The following is a 15,319-nucleotide window of genomic DNA, read 5'->3' as shown; positions in this document are numbered from 1 at the left end:
TTTATGACAGGAAAAATTATAAAAGGGATTGCCGGGTTCTATTATGTACTGGCAGATTCCTCCGTGTATGAATGTAAGGCCAAAGGAATCTTTCGAAAGGATAAGAAGAAGCCTTTGGTGGGAGATTGGGTGGAGATTGAGATTCTGGACATGAAAGAGATGACCGGTAATCTCGTCTCCATTTTACCAAGGACGAATGAACTGATACGCCCGGCTGTTGCTAATGTGGATCAGGCAATGGTTATTTTTGCTTTGGAAAAGCCAAAGCCGAATATTGCCCTGTTGGATCGTTTTCTTCTGATGATGGAATGGCAGAGGGTGCAGACAATTATCTGTTTAAATAAAGAAGATCTGGTCAGTCAGGCTGAAGTGTCTTCTCTGGAAGATATTTACAAAAGCTGTGGTTATGAGGTACTTGTAAGCAGCGTTGCCACAGAAGAGGGTGTTGAAGAGCTGAAAGCGAAGCTGGAGGGAAAAACCACAGTTGTGGCAGGGCCTTCCGGTGTGGGAAAGTCCTCTTTGACCAATCTTCTGCAGGAACATGTTCAGATGGAGACCGGAGAAATCAGTCAGAAACTGAAACGGGGGAAACACACAACCAGGCATTCCCAGGTAATCCCGGTTAATGCAGATACATTTCTGATGGACACACCTGGATTCAGTTCGCTTGCTACCATCGATGTGCCGAAGGAGGAACTACGTTTCTATTTTCCCGAATTCAAGGAATATGAGGGGAAATGCCGCTTTAATGGCTGCCTTCATGTGGATGAGCCCGACTGCGCGGTAAAGCAATGTGTGAAGTCCGGTACGATTCGTGCATCCAGATATGAAAACTATAAGATGTTTTATAAAGAATTGAAAGAGAAAGAAAAAAGGAGGTATTAGGAGATGTATCAGTTATCACCGTCAATTCTCGGAGCGGATTTTTTCAGGTTGGGCGAACAGATAGCAGAGGTGGAAAAAGCAGGCTGCGAATGGCTTCATATTGATGTGATGGATGGGATGTTTGTACCAAGCATATCCATGGGGATGCCCGTGATCAGTTCTCTCAGAAAAAAAACAGACCTCTTTTTTGATGTGCATCTTATGGTGGAGCAGCCGGAACGCTATGTGGAAGAATTTATCAGATGCGGGGCCGATATGATAACCATTCATGCAGAAGCCTGTATACACCTTGACCGGACATTGAATCTGATTCATGAATGTGGATCCAGGGCCGGAATTGCATTGAACCCTGCAACATCTCTCACAGCTTTGGACTTTGTCATGGATAAGATAGATATGGTTCTGCTGATGACAGTCAATCCGGGATTCGGCGGGCAAAGTTACATCGAATGCTGTACATCAAAAATTCGAAAGCTTAAAGGAATCATTGATGCGCTGGGAAAAGAGATTGATATAGAGGTGGATGGAGGAATCAACGAGGCTACAGTTGAAACAGTTCTAAAAGCCGGTGCCAATATTATCGTAGCGGGCTCAGGGGTGTTTCAGGGGAATATTGCAGAAAATATCCATATGTTTCAGAAAAAGTTCAGCGAATGCAGCGTGCTGACGGAGGAATAGAAATTGAAAACGATTTTAATCAGCGGGGGCGATATCAATTCTGATTTTGCCCTCAATTTTTTAGAGAAGAATGAGACAGACTATATAATTGCCATAGATAAGGGGCTGATGTTCTGCCATATATACGGTATTCGACCCACACATATTGTAGGTGATTTTGACAGCCTTCCTCCCGGCATACTGGAAACTTATGAAAACAATCCCGAGATTCATATCAAACGATTAAGGCCTGAAAAAGATGATTCAGATACGGAATCAGCACTGCATGTTGCGCTAGAGCTTCATTCGGATACTATCTGCCTTTTGGGTGCCACAGGCACCCGTGTGGATCATATGATGGCCAACCTGCAGCTTTTGGCCTACGCAGCCCTTCGGGGGATACAGATGTATCTTGTAGATGCGTATAATCTGGTGACTGTTCTGACTGCTTCCACAATTCTGAAGAGAGAAGAGCAGTATGGAAACTATGTATCCTTTTTCTCCATGGGGGATGAGGTCCCCGGACTGACTTTAAAAGGATTTAAATATCCGCTTACAAATTATTTCTTGACCAATGCTTCCTGTGGCCTTTCTTTGAGCAATGAGATACTGGAAGAAGAAGCGGAGGTAAGCTTTGCAAGCGGAATCCTTCTTATGGTGCAGTCAAAAGATAAATAGAAGTTGTAATTTTGTAAGAGTCCCTGCCGGATCCGGCAGGGACTCTTTACTAAAATGGTTCAGTATAATGCTTAAAAAAATAAAGAAAATACTTGACAAGTTGTATAAAATGACGTAAATTAATCATTAGGTAAACGTTTACATAGAAAGTTTGTAGTGGGTGATAATGGAAAAAGGAAAACAGAGAGGCAATGTAACCATAAAAGACATAGCCTGCGCAAGTGGTGTGTCGATTGCAACAGTATCCAGAGTGATGAATAATATTCCGGGGCGATGCAGTGCTGAGACAGAGGTGAAGATACGCCAAATCGCGGAAAAGATGGGATATGTTCCGAATGTAATGGCCAGATCACTGGTGACCCAGAAATCCGGTCTGGTAGCAGTTTTAATACCTGATATACACTATTACTATTACCAGGAACTCTATGCCGGTTTGGAGGATTATTTCAAACAGTATGATATTCGGCCTATTTTGTGCACGACTTTGCAGAACATGGAAAGAGAGAGGCAGTATATACAAAGTATGTCAAATGGTCTCGTGGATGGGATGATTATTGCCACATTGAATGGTCCTGAGAATAACGAAGAGATTCTGAAGCTGGTGGAGAAAGGGTTCCCGATTGTTACACTGGAACGTTATGGAGGTGATCTGGATAACTGCTGTAATGTCAGAGGTGACAATGTTATGGCCGGAGAGATGGCAGTCGATTATCTTTATGAAAACGGACATCGGAGAATTGCTTTTATCTGCGGGCCGGACGATGCAAAGAACAGTTCACTTCGCTATAGTGGTTACGTGAAAGGTTTGGAAAAGTATGGTCTGGGCCTTGACGCAGAACTTGTGATTGGAGCTGATTATCAATTCGAGAAGAGTGTAACTGCAACAGCAAGATTGTTAAGGAAAAAGGAGTTTACAGCATTAATTGCAGCGAATGACCTGATGTGTGTCGGAGCGTGCAATGCGATTAAGGCTATGAAAAAAGCAATACCAGGGGATGTATCTGTTATTGGACTTGATAATACGGCATACATGGAGGTTTACCATCCAATTCTGACATCAATCAGTTTCCCGGGGATTAAGATGGGTATTCGTGCGGGAAAGTGTCTGAAAAGACTGATTGATGGCAAAAGTCTGAAGCAGTCAGAATACATAATCGCACCGACATTGAAAACAGGCGAGAGTGTTCAACCGGCCGTTAAAGGAAGCTAAATCCTTTGGCCAGAAAGGTAAACGTTTACCTATATAAGGTTAAACGTTTACCAAATAAAGGAAGAGGAGAATTATATGGGATTAACATCACGTGAAAGAGTATTGATGGCGTTGAATCACGAGGAAACGGATCGGGTGCCCATTGATTTGGGATCATCAAGATCCACGGGTATTAATGCAAATGCGTATCAGGATCTGAAAAGATATCTGGGAAATGACAAAGAGACGATCTGTTTTGACGTAAAACAAGATCTGGCATATGCGGATTTCGACATATTGAGGCGTTTGGGAGTCGATGTTGTAATCCTGCCCCGCCTGGTACCTTCTATCGGAATTCCGATTGATAAGCTGGTTCCGGGAGAACTGCCTCAAAATGGTGGAAGCTGTCTGCTGTCGGAGGCGTTCAGACCGAAGGATATTGGTGGGGGAACATGGGGGGTTTTTGACGACGAAGGACATCTTCTTGCAAAACGTCCCAAAGATGGACTCTATTTTGATGAATGCTACAATCCGCTGAAAGAAGCAGAAACTCCGGAAGACATTGATAAGAACCTGAAATTACCCACTATCTCGGATTATGAGATGGAGTGGCTGCATAACAGGGCAAAAGATATCTATGAAAATACAGATTTTTGCATTTCCGGAGCCACCAGTACAAGTCTCTTTGAAAAGGGATGGAAGGACTGGGGAATGCAGACATTTATGGAAAATCTGTATGTTGAACCGGAATTGATTGCGTACTATCTGGATAAGATGACGGACGCATATATAGTGATGATGGAACGATATCTGGAAGCAGTAGGGGATTATGTGACTGTGGTTCAGAATAATGATGATTTTGGGGAGCAAAGAGGCATGCTTTTGTCTCCGGAAACCTATCGTAAATTTTTTAAGCCGCGCCATGCAAGAATCAACGAGGCCATAAGAAAAAAGAAGAAAGATATCCATATTTCACTTCACTGCTGCGGAGGAATTGCACCTATTATCGGAGATATTATCGAATCTGGTTATGATATCTTAAACCCGATACAGAAGGAATGTGCCAACATGGATCCGTACCAGATTAAGAAGGAGTTCGGCAGCAAGATGACAATATGGGGCGGAGCCTGCAGTACACAGACAACGCTGACACATGGAACGATTGAAGAGATAATTGCAGAATGTAAAGAGATGATAAAATGTTATGCCCCCGGAGGCGGATTCGTGTATTCGCAGATTCATAATATTCAGGCTGGGATTTCTCCTGAAAAAATTTTGGCAGTGTTTGATACGGCATTAAAATATGGGGTTCCTGAATTCTATAGAAAGTAGGATATGAGCATGAAGAAAGAGAAAATAGCTGTTATTGGCAGTTATGCAGTGGGAATGACAATTGTAGGAAAACATTTTCCAAAGGTTGGAGAGACGGTACCGGGACGTGATTTTCAGATGATGGGAGGCGGAAAGGGTTCCAATCAGGCAGTCGCAGCTGCACGAATGGGGGCTGAGGTATATTATGGCACCTGTGTGGGAAATGATTCTTTTGCCGATGATGCCCTTAAGATGTATGAAGAGGAACAGATAGATGCTTCTCATGTCCGAAAAAGCCGGAAAGGTTTATCCACAGGGGTAGGGCTGATTTTCGTGAATGAAGAAGGGGAAAATGAAATCGTCATTGACTTTGCGGCCAATAAGGAATATTCCAGAGAAGATGTGGAATGTATGATGCCGGCGATTCGGGGCTGCCGGTTGTTGCTTATGCAGCTTGAGTGTAGTATGGACATTGTAGAATATGCCGCCAGACGCTGCAGGGAGGAAGGTGTTCCTTTTGTTTTAAATCCGGCACCTTATTCTCTGCTGAGTGACGAGCTGCTGGGAAATTGTACATATTTGATTCCCAATGAATCAGAGGCGCGTCAGATCCTGGGTCTGGAGGCAGATGATGAGATATCTGATGAAGAGGTGGCGGAGAAATTATATGCCAGGGGAGTGGAGAACGTAGTGATGACACTTGGATCCCGCGGCGCATATATTCGAAATGCCCAAATTTGCAAAAAAGTTGCGGGAATCCCCGTAAAGGCTGTAGATACCACGGGGGCCGGAGATACTTTTACAGGTGCGTTCTGTGTTGCGCTGGCAGAGGGGAGGAGCATTCGGGAGGCCGTCAGATTCGGAAATGCGGCGGCAGGAATCTCGGTGACAAAATATGGAGTCATTGATTCTATTCCGAGACGTAAAGAGGTAGAAGAACGATTGGAGGAAGCGAGATGAAAAAGCACGGAATTTTAAACAAAAGGCTGATGGAAGCAATTATGGATATGGGGCATACGGATATTATGGTAATAGGAGACGCCGGTGTTCCGGTTCAACGGCCGGAACAGCGGGTGGACCTGGCGCTGACCGAAGATGTTCCCACGATTGCAGAAGTATTAGATCTCATCATGGATGAGATGATTTTTGAAAAGGTTGTTGTTGCCGATGAGCAAAAGAAATATAATCCGGTACATTTTAAAAAGGTCGAGGAGCTGGTAAAGAAACGTTATGAAACGATGGAGGTAGAATCTATGCCCCATGAAGAGTTTTTCGCGGAATATCTGCCGAAGGCCAAGTATATTGTAAGAACCGGAAATCTGATGCCATGGGGAAACGTGGTGCTTATCGCCGGTATTGACGCAAAAAAGTGGTTTGAAAAGGAAGGTGCCATTACACCGGATTACTATGCACAGCGTGCAGGCTACGACAACTAAATGGATTCGTTCACCGAGTAAAGGTGCGAAAGGAGAAGAATATGAAAAAAAGGGCTTTAGCATTGATTCTATGTGGGTTAACGGCAGCTGCAATGGTCGGATGCGGGAATGTTGAGACATCAACGGGAAGTAAATCCAAATCTGTGGCTGCATCAGGGAGTGAGGATACGGATGAAAAGAAAGGTACGGATACAAAGAAAGCATCAGATATACAGGTATCTGTCGTATTGCATGCGCTGAATGGTTCTTTCTATACAAAGATGCAGGAAGGGGCAAAGCAGGCCGGAGAAGATCTGGGAATCAAAGTAAACGTATCTGCACCAAACACTGCAAGTTCCTTACAGGAGCAGGTGAGTCTTTTGGAGACGGCGATTGCCTCCGGGTCGGATGCGATTGCAACGGTCACATGGGATCCGACAGGATTTAACAATGTGATAGCGGAGGCAGCAGACAAGGGTATTCCGGTTGTAGGTTTTAATATGGATGCAGAAGGCTGCGGAACAGCTGCATTTATCGGGCAGGACTATGAGACGGCAGGTTATGATCTGGGAAAATATGTTTTCGATAAAATGGGCGGAGAAGGAACCTATATCATCGCCTCCTGTGGCCCCACAGATACGGCTCTTGTAGCACGTGAAGCCGGTGTTGACAAAGCTGCCGGGGAGTATGGAGATAAAGTTAAAAAGATTGAAACCATTGATATTGGAACAGACCTTACCAATGCATACAGTGTGATTGAAAATGCATACCTGGCAAATCCGGATGTGAAGGCAATTATCGGTGTGGATGTATATTCAGAGGCCATCGGAAGCGTTATTGAGGATTATGATCTGAGCGGCAAAGTATATGCAGGCGGATTTGATTTGACGGAAGGCATGCTGAACCATATAAAAAAAGGAAGTGTTCAGGTGACTTGCGGACAGAATCCTTATATGCAGGGGTATTATTCCGTTCTTGAATGTTACATGAATCAGGCACATGGCTGCGATTTTCTGGATATTAACACTGGGGCTCAGCTTGTAGATACGTCTAATGTAGATACCGTGGAAGCGGAATAAAAAGAAAGCTTTTAAGAATAAATGGGGGCACTGCCTTCGGCGACGGAGGAAAACGGGGGCAGTGCACAGGAAAGCGGATAGGGTTTTAAAGATGAAAAAAGCGGAAAAGAAATTTAAGTTAGCAGGAACCAGAGAATTTGGTGTTCTGATTGTCCTGCTGCTGATTTTTGTTATTATGAGTATCTGTTCTCCGGTATTTCTCTCTGCTACGAACCTTGTAAATGTGGTTCGGCAATGTGTGGAAATCGGGATTATGGCAATTGGTATGACATTTTTGATTGTAAATGGGGATATGGATCTTTCCATTGGTTCAACCTTTGCGGTATGTGCCATGATTGGCGGTACATTATTTAAATATGAACTGTGTCCGCCTACCCTGGCATTTTTGGCAGTTCTACTGGTTGGAGCCGGGCTGGGGATGCTTAATGGTCTTATGGTTACAAGGGTCGGAATTCCGTCCTTTATTGTGACACTGGGAACAATGAAAATCTATCGGAGCTGTGCTTATGCCATCAGTGGAGGAACCAGTGTCAGTGTATTTCCGGAATCTGCGACAAACAGCTGGGTGTGGCTGTTCGGTGCAAAGATTGATGGTGTGCCGGTACAGATTTTTATTATGCTGATTATGTTTGTGATTGCTCATATTGTATTGAAGAAAACAGTGTACGGGAACCGGGTTTATGCCACCGGAGGGAATGAGCGTGCAGCCAGGCTTTCAGGTATTAATACAAAAAATACGCGGCTGATTGCTTTTATTATTCAGGGCGTCTGTTGTGCAGTAGCGGCAATCATTGCGCTTACCTATTTGAATTCCGTTACTACCACCAGTGGAGAAGGACGTGAGATGGACAGTATCGCCGCAGTTATTTTGGGTGGGGCAGCCTTGAGCGGTGGCCGTGGAACAATTATCGGAAGCTTTATCGGTGTCCTTATTATGGGCATTGTTAAAAATGGTATGGTTCTTCTGGGAGTGCCGGTATTCTGGCAGGACGGTTTTATCGGTGTAGTTGTAATACTGGCAGTTTTGGTGGATGGCCTCATTCACCGGAAAGATGCTAAGAGGTAAGAGACATGGCACCTATAATTGAATTTCGAAATATCACAAAACGCTTTGGAGGAACCGTAGCACTGGATCATGTATCCTTTCAGATAAATAAGGGCGAGGTACATTGTCTCTGCGGAGAAAATGGGGCGGGTAAATCCACACTCATCAATTTATGCAGTGGTGTTCTGGAACCAACCGAAGGGACGATTTTGATCCATGGACGTGAGGAAAAAATCAACAGTGTGCAAAAGTCTGAAAAACTTGGCTTTGCGATTGTTCATCAAGAGGTTCCGCTATGTCTGAATATGAGCATTGCCCATAATATATTTCTGGGTTCGTGTGAAGCGTGCAAGGGTGTGTTTTTGAACGAGCAGCATATCAATCAAAAGACAAAGGAACTGCTGGACCAGTTCCAGCTGAAAGCAGATCCGACAGAACTTCTGGGAAACTTGAGCATCGCAGAGCAGTCCATGATACAGATTGCCAAGGCCCTGTATTCCAGACCGGAAATTCTGATTCTGGATGAACCGACTGCAGCGTTGACGAATAATCAACGGGAGGTCATGTTTGACGTAGTCCGTAAGATGATAAAGGAGCAGCAGACAACAGTGCTTTATGTCAGCCACCGCCTGGAAGAGGTCATGGAACTCGGAGACAGGATGACCGTATTCAAAGACGGAAAATTTGTTGCAACAAAAAATGTTTCAGATGTGACAATCGACGACATCATATCCATGATGGTAGGGCGTGAAATCGACAAGTCCGAATGGGGAAAGACCTTTGCGAAAGATGAGGTACTTATGTCAGTGGAACATCTGACCTCGGGCAGAAGATTTCATGACATCAGTTTTAGCTTGAGGAAGGGAGAAATACTGGGACTGGCAGGCTTTGTGGGGGCCGGCAGAACAGAGGTACTCTCTTCAATCTTTGGCATAGATAAACTGGATTCGGGAGAGATTCATCTCAAAGGCAAAGAGGTAAAAATCAAATCTCCCAGAGATGCCATCAGGCACGGAATCAGCCTGATTCCCGAGAATCGCCGGGATGATGGACTTGTGACCACGATGTCCATTCAGGAGAATGCACAGCTTACGGTGCCTGAACGGATTTCCACAAAAGGATTTCTGAGCAGAAAAAAAGCAGACAGACTCATGCAGAAGATGATAAAATCATACTCCATTAAAGTCGGAAAAGCAGACGATGGGATACTCACCTTAAGCGGCGGTAATCAGCAAAAGGTAGTAATCGCCAAATGGATCGGAAATGACCCCGAAATCTTATTGTGCGATGAGCCTACAAGAGGTATCGATGTGGGGGCAAAAGCAGAAGTCTATGCGATACTGCGGGAGATTGCATCAAAAGGAATTGGTATTGTTGTGGTTTCTTCAGAACTTCCGGAGCTGCTTTGTTTATGTGACAGAATCCTGGTGATGCATGAAGGGAAAATAACCGGAGAGCTAAGCCGGGAAGATGCGACGGAAGAATTGATTATGAAAGCCGCAGCGGCTGTTTAAAGCATGATACCGCCCTGCTCGGGCTGCTTTCTCATATTTTGCGGGTTCCAAGAACATGCTATTTCATGCAAGCATGAATAGCATGTTCTTGAAACCCTGGTATCATACATTAAAACGGAACAGGATAACATCCCCATCTTTGACGATGTATTCTTTTCCTTCCATTCGTACCAGTCCCTTTTCCCGGGCACCGTTATAGGATCCGCAATCCAGGAGATCTTTATAGTTCACAACTTCGGCCTTGATAAATCCTCTTTCGAAATCTGTATGGATTTTCCCTGCTGCCTGTGGTGCTTTTGTTCCTACTTTTATGGTCCATGCCCTTGTTTCGTCTTCACCGGCGGTCAGAAAGCTCATCAGCCCGAGGGTTCGGTAACTTGCCTCGATTAATTTATCCAGACCCGATTCCTTCAATCCCAGGTCTTCCAGAAACTCCTGCTTTTCATTATCATCCAGCTCGGAAATCTCAGCTTCAATTTCAGCACATACAACAAATACTTCACTTTGATGTCCGGCGGCATATTCTCTTACTTTCTGCACATGTGAATTGGAGGTGCCATCATCCGGGAGATCATTCTCGCTTACATTGGCAGCATAGATCACCGGTTTATTCGTCAGAAGATTGTACTCTTCCAGCCAGGTTTCCTCATCTTCGTTCTCAGTTTCAAAAAGAATTGCATCCTTCCCATCCTCCAGATGCTGTTTCAAACGATTCAACATCTCAAGTTCTTTTGCAGCCGCCTTATCCATACGGGCGGTTTTTGTGGTCTTGGCGATACGTCTTTCCAGAATTTCCAGATCAGAGAAAATCAGTTCAAGATTTATCGTCTCTATATCCCTCAGAGGATCGATACTCCCATCCACATGAACGACGTTATCATCTTCAAAACAGCGTACTACATGAACAATAGCATCCACTTCGCGGATGTTGGCCAGAAATTGATTTCCCAGACCCTCTCCTTTAGAGGCTCCCTTCACCAGGCCGGCTATATCTACAAATTCAACAACTGCCGGAGTAACCTTCTTTGAATGATAGAAATCTCCCAGAAGTTTGATTCTTTCATCCGGAACAGGAACAATTCCCACATTGGGATCAATCGTACAAAAGGGGTAGTTTGCTGATTCCGCACCCGCTTTTGTCAATGAATTGAACAGGGTACTTTTTCCCACGTTCGGTAAGCCTACAATTCCTAATTTCATAGTACATCCTTTCTTTTTATCAACACGTATCTATACGGTTCTTCTCCCTGATTCACTATTGTACCACAGGTTATGAAAATTGAAAAGAAATGAATCGTGACAAAACAAGCCTCTTTCTCAAAAAACACCTTGCTTTTTTTTGAAATATAGGATAGAATAAATCCATAAGTGGTACAAAGTGGTGAAAAGTGGTGTGAAGTGGAGGAAACGTGGCAGTGACTGAAAGGACACACCAAAGAGTGGATAGTGGGGAGCTTTCCACTTTTGAAAAGAGGTAATTGCGTATGTTCATGGGAGAGTATAGTCATACAATTGACCCCAAGGGGAGACTGATCATACCATCCAGATTTCGTGAGCAGCTCGGTGACGAGTTTGTTCTGACGAAAGGTCTGGATGGCTGTCTCTCTATCTATCCCATGGATGAGTGGGAAAAGTTTGAAGAGCAGTTACGCAGCTTACCACTTACGAACAAGAATGCCAGAACCTTTTCACGTTTCTTTGTTGCCGGAGCAACTGCATGTGAGCTGGACAAGCAGGGGAGAATTCTCGTACCGGGTACGCTGCGGGAGTTTGCGGGTCTGGAAAAGGATGTGGTGCTGACAGGTAACATTAACAGAATTGAAATCTGGAGCAAACAGAAGTGGAGCGAGAACAGTAACTATGATGATATGGATGCGATAGCTGAAGGGCTGGAGGATCTGGGAATTACCATCTGACAACTGAATGAATGTGCTTCACATACAGGAGATGTAGAGCAGTGGAGTTTAAACACAAATCTGTGTTACTGGAAGAGACGGTTGACAATCTGAATATCAAGTCTGACGGAATTTACGTGGATGGAACCCTAGGTGGTGCAGGCCATGCCTGTGAGGTCTGTAAAAGATTGTCAGACAAAGGAAGGTTTATTGGCTTTGATCAGGATGCAGATGCCATACAGGCGGCTGGGGAGCGGCTGAAGGATTATGCGGACCGGGTCACTGTTATTCGATCCAATTATTGCTATATGGCAGATGAACTGAAAAAAAGGGGTATATCATCAGTAGATGGGATTTTACTGGATCTGGGAGTTTCTTCCTATCAGCTGGACAATGCCAAAAGGGGCTTTACATATCGTGAAAATGTGCCGCTTGACATGCGTATGGACCAAAGACAGAAGCGCACCGCAGCTGATATTGTGAACCAATATTCGGAAAAGGAGCTATATCGGATTATAAGGGATTATGGTGAAGAGCAGTTTGCACAGAACATTGCCAAGCATATTTGCCTTGCAAGACAGGAGGCACCGATTGAGACGACTGGGGAGTTAATCGAGATCATTAAACATGCTATACCTGCAAGAATCCGTGCCACGGGTGGACATCCTGCAAAGAAAACATTTCAGGCGATACGAATTGAGTTGAATCAGGAACTGGATGTACTTAAGGATTCACTGGACGGAATGATTGAACTGCTGAATAAAGGTGGAAGGTTATGTGTAATTACCTTTCATTCCCTGGAAGACCGGATTGTTAAGACGATCTTCAGAAGAAATGAAAACCCCTGTATTTGTCCGCCGGATTTTCCGGTCTGTGTATGTGGCAGAGAGTCCAGGGGAATTATGATAAACCGCAAACCGATTGTACCAACAAGAGAAGAAATAGAAGCAAATAAGCGGGCGAAAAGTTCAAAGTTACGTGTTTTTGAAAGACGGTGAACTGTTACGCTGTCAGGAGTTAAGATATGGCGAAAAAGTCAAACAGAAGGGTAGATTCAAGAGCGGATCGTTATGTAAGAGATACTTACGAAGATGGAAGTGCAGTACGTAGACTTTCCTATCTTCCGGAGGAAGAGGAAGGTATAGAGCTTCCGAAGCGGAAGGTCAGCAGACAGACACACCGGAACCGTCAGCGGGCGACGCAGATGGGCAGAGGGTATGTACTGTTTCTGGCAGTTGTATGTGTAGCGACAGTGTTTGTTTGTGTCAATTTTCTGAAGCTGAAAGCCCAGATTACCACACAGAACGAAACTGTGGTATCACTTGAAACCAAACTCAGCAAATTGAAAGCAGATAATGATGCTTATTACAATACAGTTATGGCATCTGTTAACATGGATACCATTAAAGAGGCAGCGCTGAATCGCCTGGGATTAAAGTATGCAGATGAATCCCAGGTTCAGTACTATGACACAAAAGGGAACGACTATGTACGTCAGTATGCGGATGTTCCGGGAACTAAGTAAGTGAGGACGCAAATTGAGCAAAAGAAAATCCCAAAAGCGTCGTAATGTGATTTACAAAAGGAAAATAAACGGCAGGATAAGTAAAAAGCTGGTAGGACTATTCATCTTAGTCGTGCTGGCTTTAGTCGGTTTGGCACTTAGAATCACATATATCAACGCGACTGACCATCAACAATATAAGCGTCAGGTGATGAGCCAGATACAGCAGCAGTACGACAGCCGTGTGATACCATTTAAACGAGGAGAAATTTTAGACCGGAATGGTACAATCCTGGCTACCAGTGAGAAGGTCTATAATGTGATTCTGGATTGTAAAGTGGTAAACAGCACGATGAAAGTAAAGGGTGAAAAAACACAGAGATATCTGGAGCCTACAGTAAAGGCTCTTGTGGAGGTGTTGGGTCAGGACGAGAGTACAGTCCGGTCAAAGCTCGAAGACGAAGAGACAAAAAACAGTCAGTACCAGATATTGCAAAAAGAGTTGTCAATCACGGATAAAAAGAAATTTGAAGCATATCTGGATGTGAACAGTGAAGAAAACGCGGGGTTAAGCAAAGAGGAAAAGGCAGAGCGCCAGAAGGTGAAAGGGGTATGGTTCGAAGAAACTTACCTTAGGGTTTATCCTATGAATTCCCTGGCCAGTGATTTAATCGGCTTTACCTATGATGGCACGACTGCAGATTGGGGAATTGAAGGATATTATTCCAGTGTGCTGAATGGAGTGAACGGCCGGCAGTTCGGCTACTTTAATTCAGATGCGGATGCAGAACAGACGATCATCAACCCTGTGGACGGAAAGAATGTAATCTCCACCATCGATACAAATATTCAGCAGATTATACGTAAAGTCCTGGAATCCTTTCAAGAAGAGATGTCAGACGGTCCAAATGGGAGCAAAGCTGCCAAAAATATAGGAGTTGTGGCGATGAATCCCAATACCGGTGAGATTCTGGGTATGGATTCTTCAGACTGGTATGATTTGAATAATCCGAGAGACCTGACTCCGTTCTATTCTCAGGAAGAAATTGATGCCATGGACGATCAGGCAAAGTTCAACGCTTTGAACAATATCTGGAAAAATTATTGTATTACAGACGCATATGAACCGGGTTCCACTTTTAAACCGATGACTGTAGCAGCTGCTTTGGAGAGTGCCAGTGTCACTGGGGATGACACTTATTATTGCGGCGGATACAAAACAGTCGGGGGAGTGCGCATCAAATGTGCAATTTATCCGGAGACTCACGGAAACCTGAATTTGGAAGGCGGATTGAAGCACTCGTGTAATGTGGTGATGATGGACATTGCGGATAAGATGGGGCCTGAGACCTTCCTGAAGTACCAGAAACTCTTCAATTTCGGTTCCTATACGGGAATTGATCTGCCCGGAGAAGGAAGCGGGATACTCCATAAGCTGGATGGACTGGGTTCTACGGAGCTGGCGACAGCTGCCTTTGGCCAGGGATTTACCAGTACTATGATACAGGAGGCAGCAGCATTTTCTTCTGTAATTAACGGCGGAACTTACTATAAACCGCATGTGGTAAGTACGATAACCGGCGAGAGTGGAGCGGTTGTTGAAAGTCTGGATCCGGTGGTGATGCGTCAGACCATCTCTCGGGAGGTCAGTGATGAAGTCCGGGAATACCTCGGAAGCGTTATGGATTCAGACGGAACTGGTGCAAAGGCCAACGTGTCCGGATACAGTATGGGCGGCAAAACAGGAACTGCACAGAAAATCCCCAGAGCTGATAAGAAGTATCTGGTATCCTTTATTGGATTTGCACCACTTGATAATCCTCAGGTCGTCTTATATGTGGTAGTAGATGAACCGAATGCCGAAATACAGGCAGACAGTAGTTATGCTCAGAAGATTTACAAGAGAATTATGACAGAACTTCTGCCCTATATGAATATTTTTCCTGAGGATCCAACAAAGGTAGAAAAGGCAGATGAAAGCGATAATACCGCAGGGTCTGTCCCGGACGGTACGGCAGATGAGAATGTTCCGAATCCTCCGGAGAATGAGAATCAGGAGAACAACCAAGAAAACAAGGATATGCTCAGTGAAGGAATTACCAATTCGGATGAAGCCATTACAAATGAATAGAAAGAGTAAAAAAGCT

At 44.5% G+C, this 15,319-nt stretch carries 15 protein-coding genes; 14 read left to right on the top strand and 1 reads right to left on the bottom strand.

Annotated features, from left to right (window positions below; genetic code table 11):
* Nucleotides 1-3 precede the first annotated feature (3 nt).
* From rsgA to KNL20_RS10835, 10 genes are all read left to right on the top strand, one after another.
* Entirely contained in the window at nt 4-885 is an 882-nt protein-coding gene (rsgA, locus tag KNL20_RS10880; protein ID WP_230397773.1) for a ribosome small subunit-dependent GTPase A, read from the top strand.
* Between the two features lie 3 nt (nt 886-888).
* Entirely contained in the window at nt 889-1,563 is a 675-nt protein-coding gene (gene rpe / locus KNL20_RS10875; RefSeq protein ID WP_230397772.1) for a ribulose-phosphate 3-epimerase, read from the top strand.
* A gap of 3 nt (nt 1,564-1,566) precedes the next feature.
* Entirely contained in the window at nt 1,567-2,220 is a 654-nt protein-coding gene (locus tag KNL20_RS10870) for a thiamine diphosphokinase (protein WP_230397771.1), read from the top strand.
* 166 nt (nt 2,221-2,386) lie between these two features.
* Nucleotides 2,387-3,430, top strand: coding sequence for a LacI family DNA-binding transcriptional regulator (locus tag KNL20_RS10865; protein ID WP_230397770.1), 1,044 nt, complete (start codon nt 2,387-2,389; stop codon nt 3,428-3,430).
* A gap of 75 nt (nt 3,431-3,505) precedes the next feature.
* Nucleotides 3,506-4,741, top strand: a complete 1,236-nt coding sequence (locus KNL20_RS10860) for a uroporphyrinogen decarboxylase family protein (RefSeq protein ID WP_230397769.1) — start codon at nt 3,506-3,508, stop codon at nt 4,739-4,741.
* Nucleotides 4,742-4,750: 9 nt separating this feature from the next.
* Nucleotides 4,751-5,680: a ribokinase gene (gene rbsK, locus KNL20_RS10855; protein WP_230397768.1), complete on the top strand. Its 930-nt coding sequence runs from the start codon at nt 4,751-4,753 to the stop codon at nt 5,678-5,680.
* Nucleotides 5,677-6,156 carry a D-ribose pyranase gene (gene rbsD / locus KNL20_RS10850; RefSeq protein ID WP_230397767.1) on the top strand — a complete coding sequence of 160 codons (480 nt, stop codon included), beginning with the start codon at nt 5,677-5,679 and terminating at the stop codon, nt 6,154-6,156. Before rbsK ends, rbsD begins: the two co-directional genes overlap by 4 nt.
* A 41-nt stretch (nt 6,157-6,197) precedes the next feature.
* Nucleotides 6,198-7,214, top strand: coding sequence for a substrate-binding domain-containing protein (locus KNL20_RS10845; RefSeq protein ID WP_230397766.1), 1,017 nt, complete (start codon nt 6,198-6,200; stop codon nt 7,212-7,214).
* A gap of 91 nt (nt 7,215-7,305) precedes the next feature.
* A complete protein-coding gene (locus tag KNL20_RS10840; RefSeq protein ID WP_230397765.1) occupies nt 7,306-8,280 on the top strand; it encodes an ABC transporter permease in 975 nt (324 codons plus the stop codon).
* A 5-nt stretch (nt 8,281-8,285) separates the two neighbouring features.
* Complete coding sequence (locus tag KNL20_RS10835) at nt 8,286-9,773, top strand: sugar ABC transporter ATP-binding protein (protein WP_230397764.1); 1,488 nt, start codon at nt 8,286-8,288, stop codon at nt 9,771-9,773.
* 102 nt (nt 9,774-9,875) lie between these two features.
* Here the strand turns inward: KNL20_RS10835 and ychF are convergent, their stop codons facing one another.
* Nucleotides 9,876-10,973 (bottom strand): redox-regulated ATPase YchF, encoded by a 1,098-nt coding sequence (gene ychF / locus KNL20_RS10830; RefSeq protein ID WP_230397763.1) that lies wholly within the window; start codon nt 10,971-10,973, stop codon nt 9,876-9,878.
* A gap of 284 nt (nt 10,974-11,257) precedes the next feature.
* Between ychF and mraZ the strand changes: the two genes are divergently transcribed.
* The 4 genes from mraZ to KNL20_RS10810 are packed head-to-tail and all read left to right on the top strand — an operon-like array spanning nt 11,258 to nt 15,303.
* Nucleotides 11,258-11,689 (top strand): division/cell wall cluster transcriptional repressor MraZ, encoded by a 432-nt coding sequence (gene mraZ, locus KNL20_RS10825; protein WP_230397762.1) that lies wholly within the window; start codon nt 11,258-11,260, stop codon nt 11,687-11,689.
* Nucleotides 11,690-11,730: 41 nt separating this feature from the next.
* The gene (rsmH, locus tag KNL20_RS10820; protein ID WP_230397761.1) at nt 11,731-12,666 is read left to right on the top strand and encodes a 16S rRNA (cytosine(1402)-N(4))-methyltransferase RsmH; all 936 of its coding nucleotides are present in this window, start codon (nt 11,731-11,733) and stop codon (nt 12,664-12,666) included.
* Nucleotides 12,667-12,692: 26 nt separating this feature from the next.
* A complete protein-coding gene (locus KNL20_RS10815) occupies nt 12,693-13,193 on the top strand; it encodes a hypothetical protein (RefSeq protein ID WP_230397760.1) in 501 nt (166 codons plus the stop codon).
* Between the two features lie 13 nt (nt 13,194-13,206).
* Nucleotides 13,207-15,303, top strand: a complete 2,097-nt coding sequence (locus KNL20_RS10810; protein ID WP_230397759.1) for a peptidoglycan D,D-transpeptidase FtsI family protein — start codon at nt 13,207-13,209, stop codon at nt 15,301-15,303.
* The last annotated feature ends 16 nt before the right edge of the window (nt 15,304-15,319 follow it).

It is taken from the genome of Novisyntrophococcus fermenticellae (genome assembly GCF_018866245.1).
GTDB classification, from domain to species: domain Bacteria; phylum Bacillota; class Clostridia; order Lachnospirales; family Lachnospiraceae; genus Novisyntrophococcus; species Novisyntrophococcus fermenticellae.
This window is presented reverse-complemented; position numbering and strand designations above follow the sequence as displayed.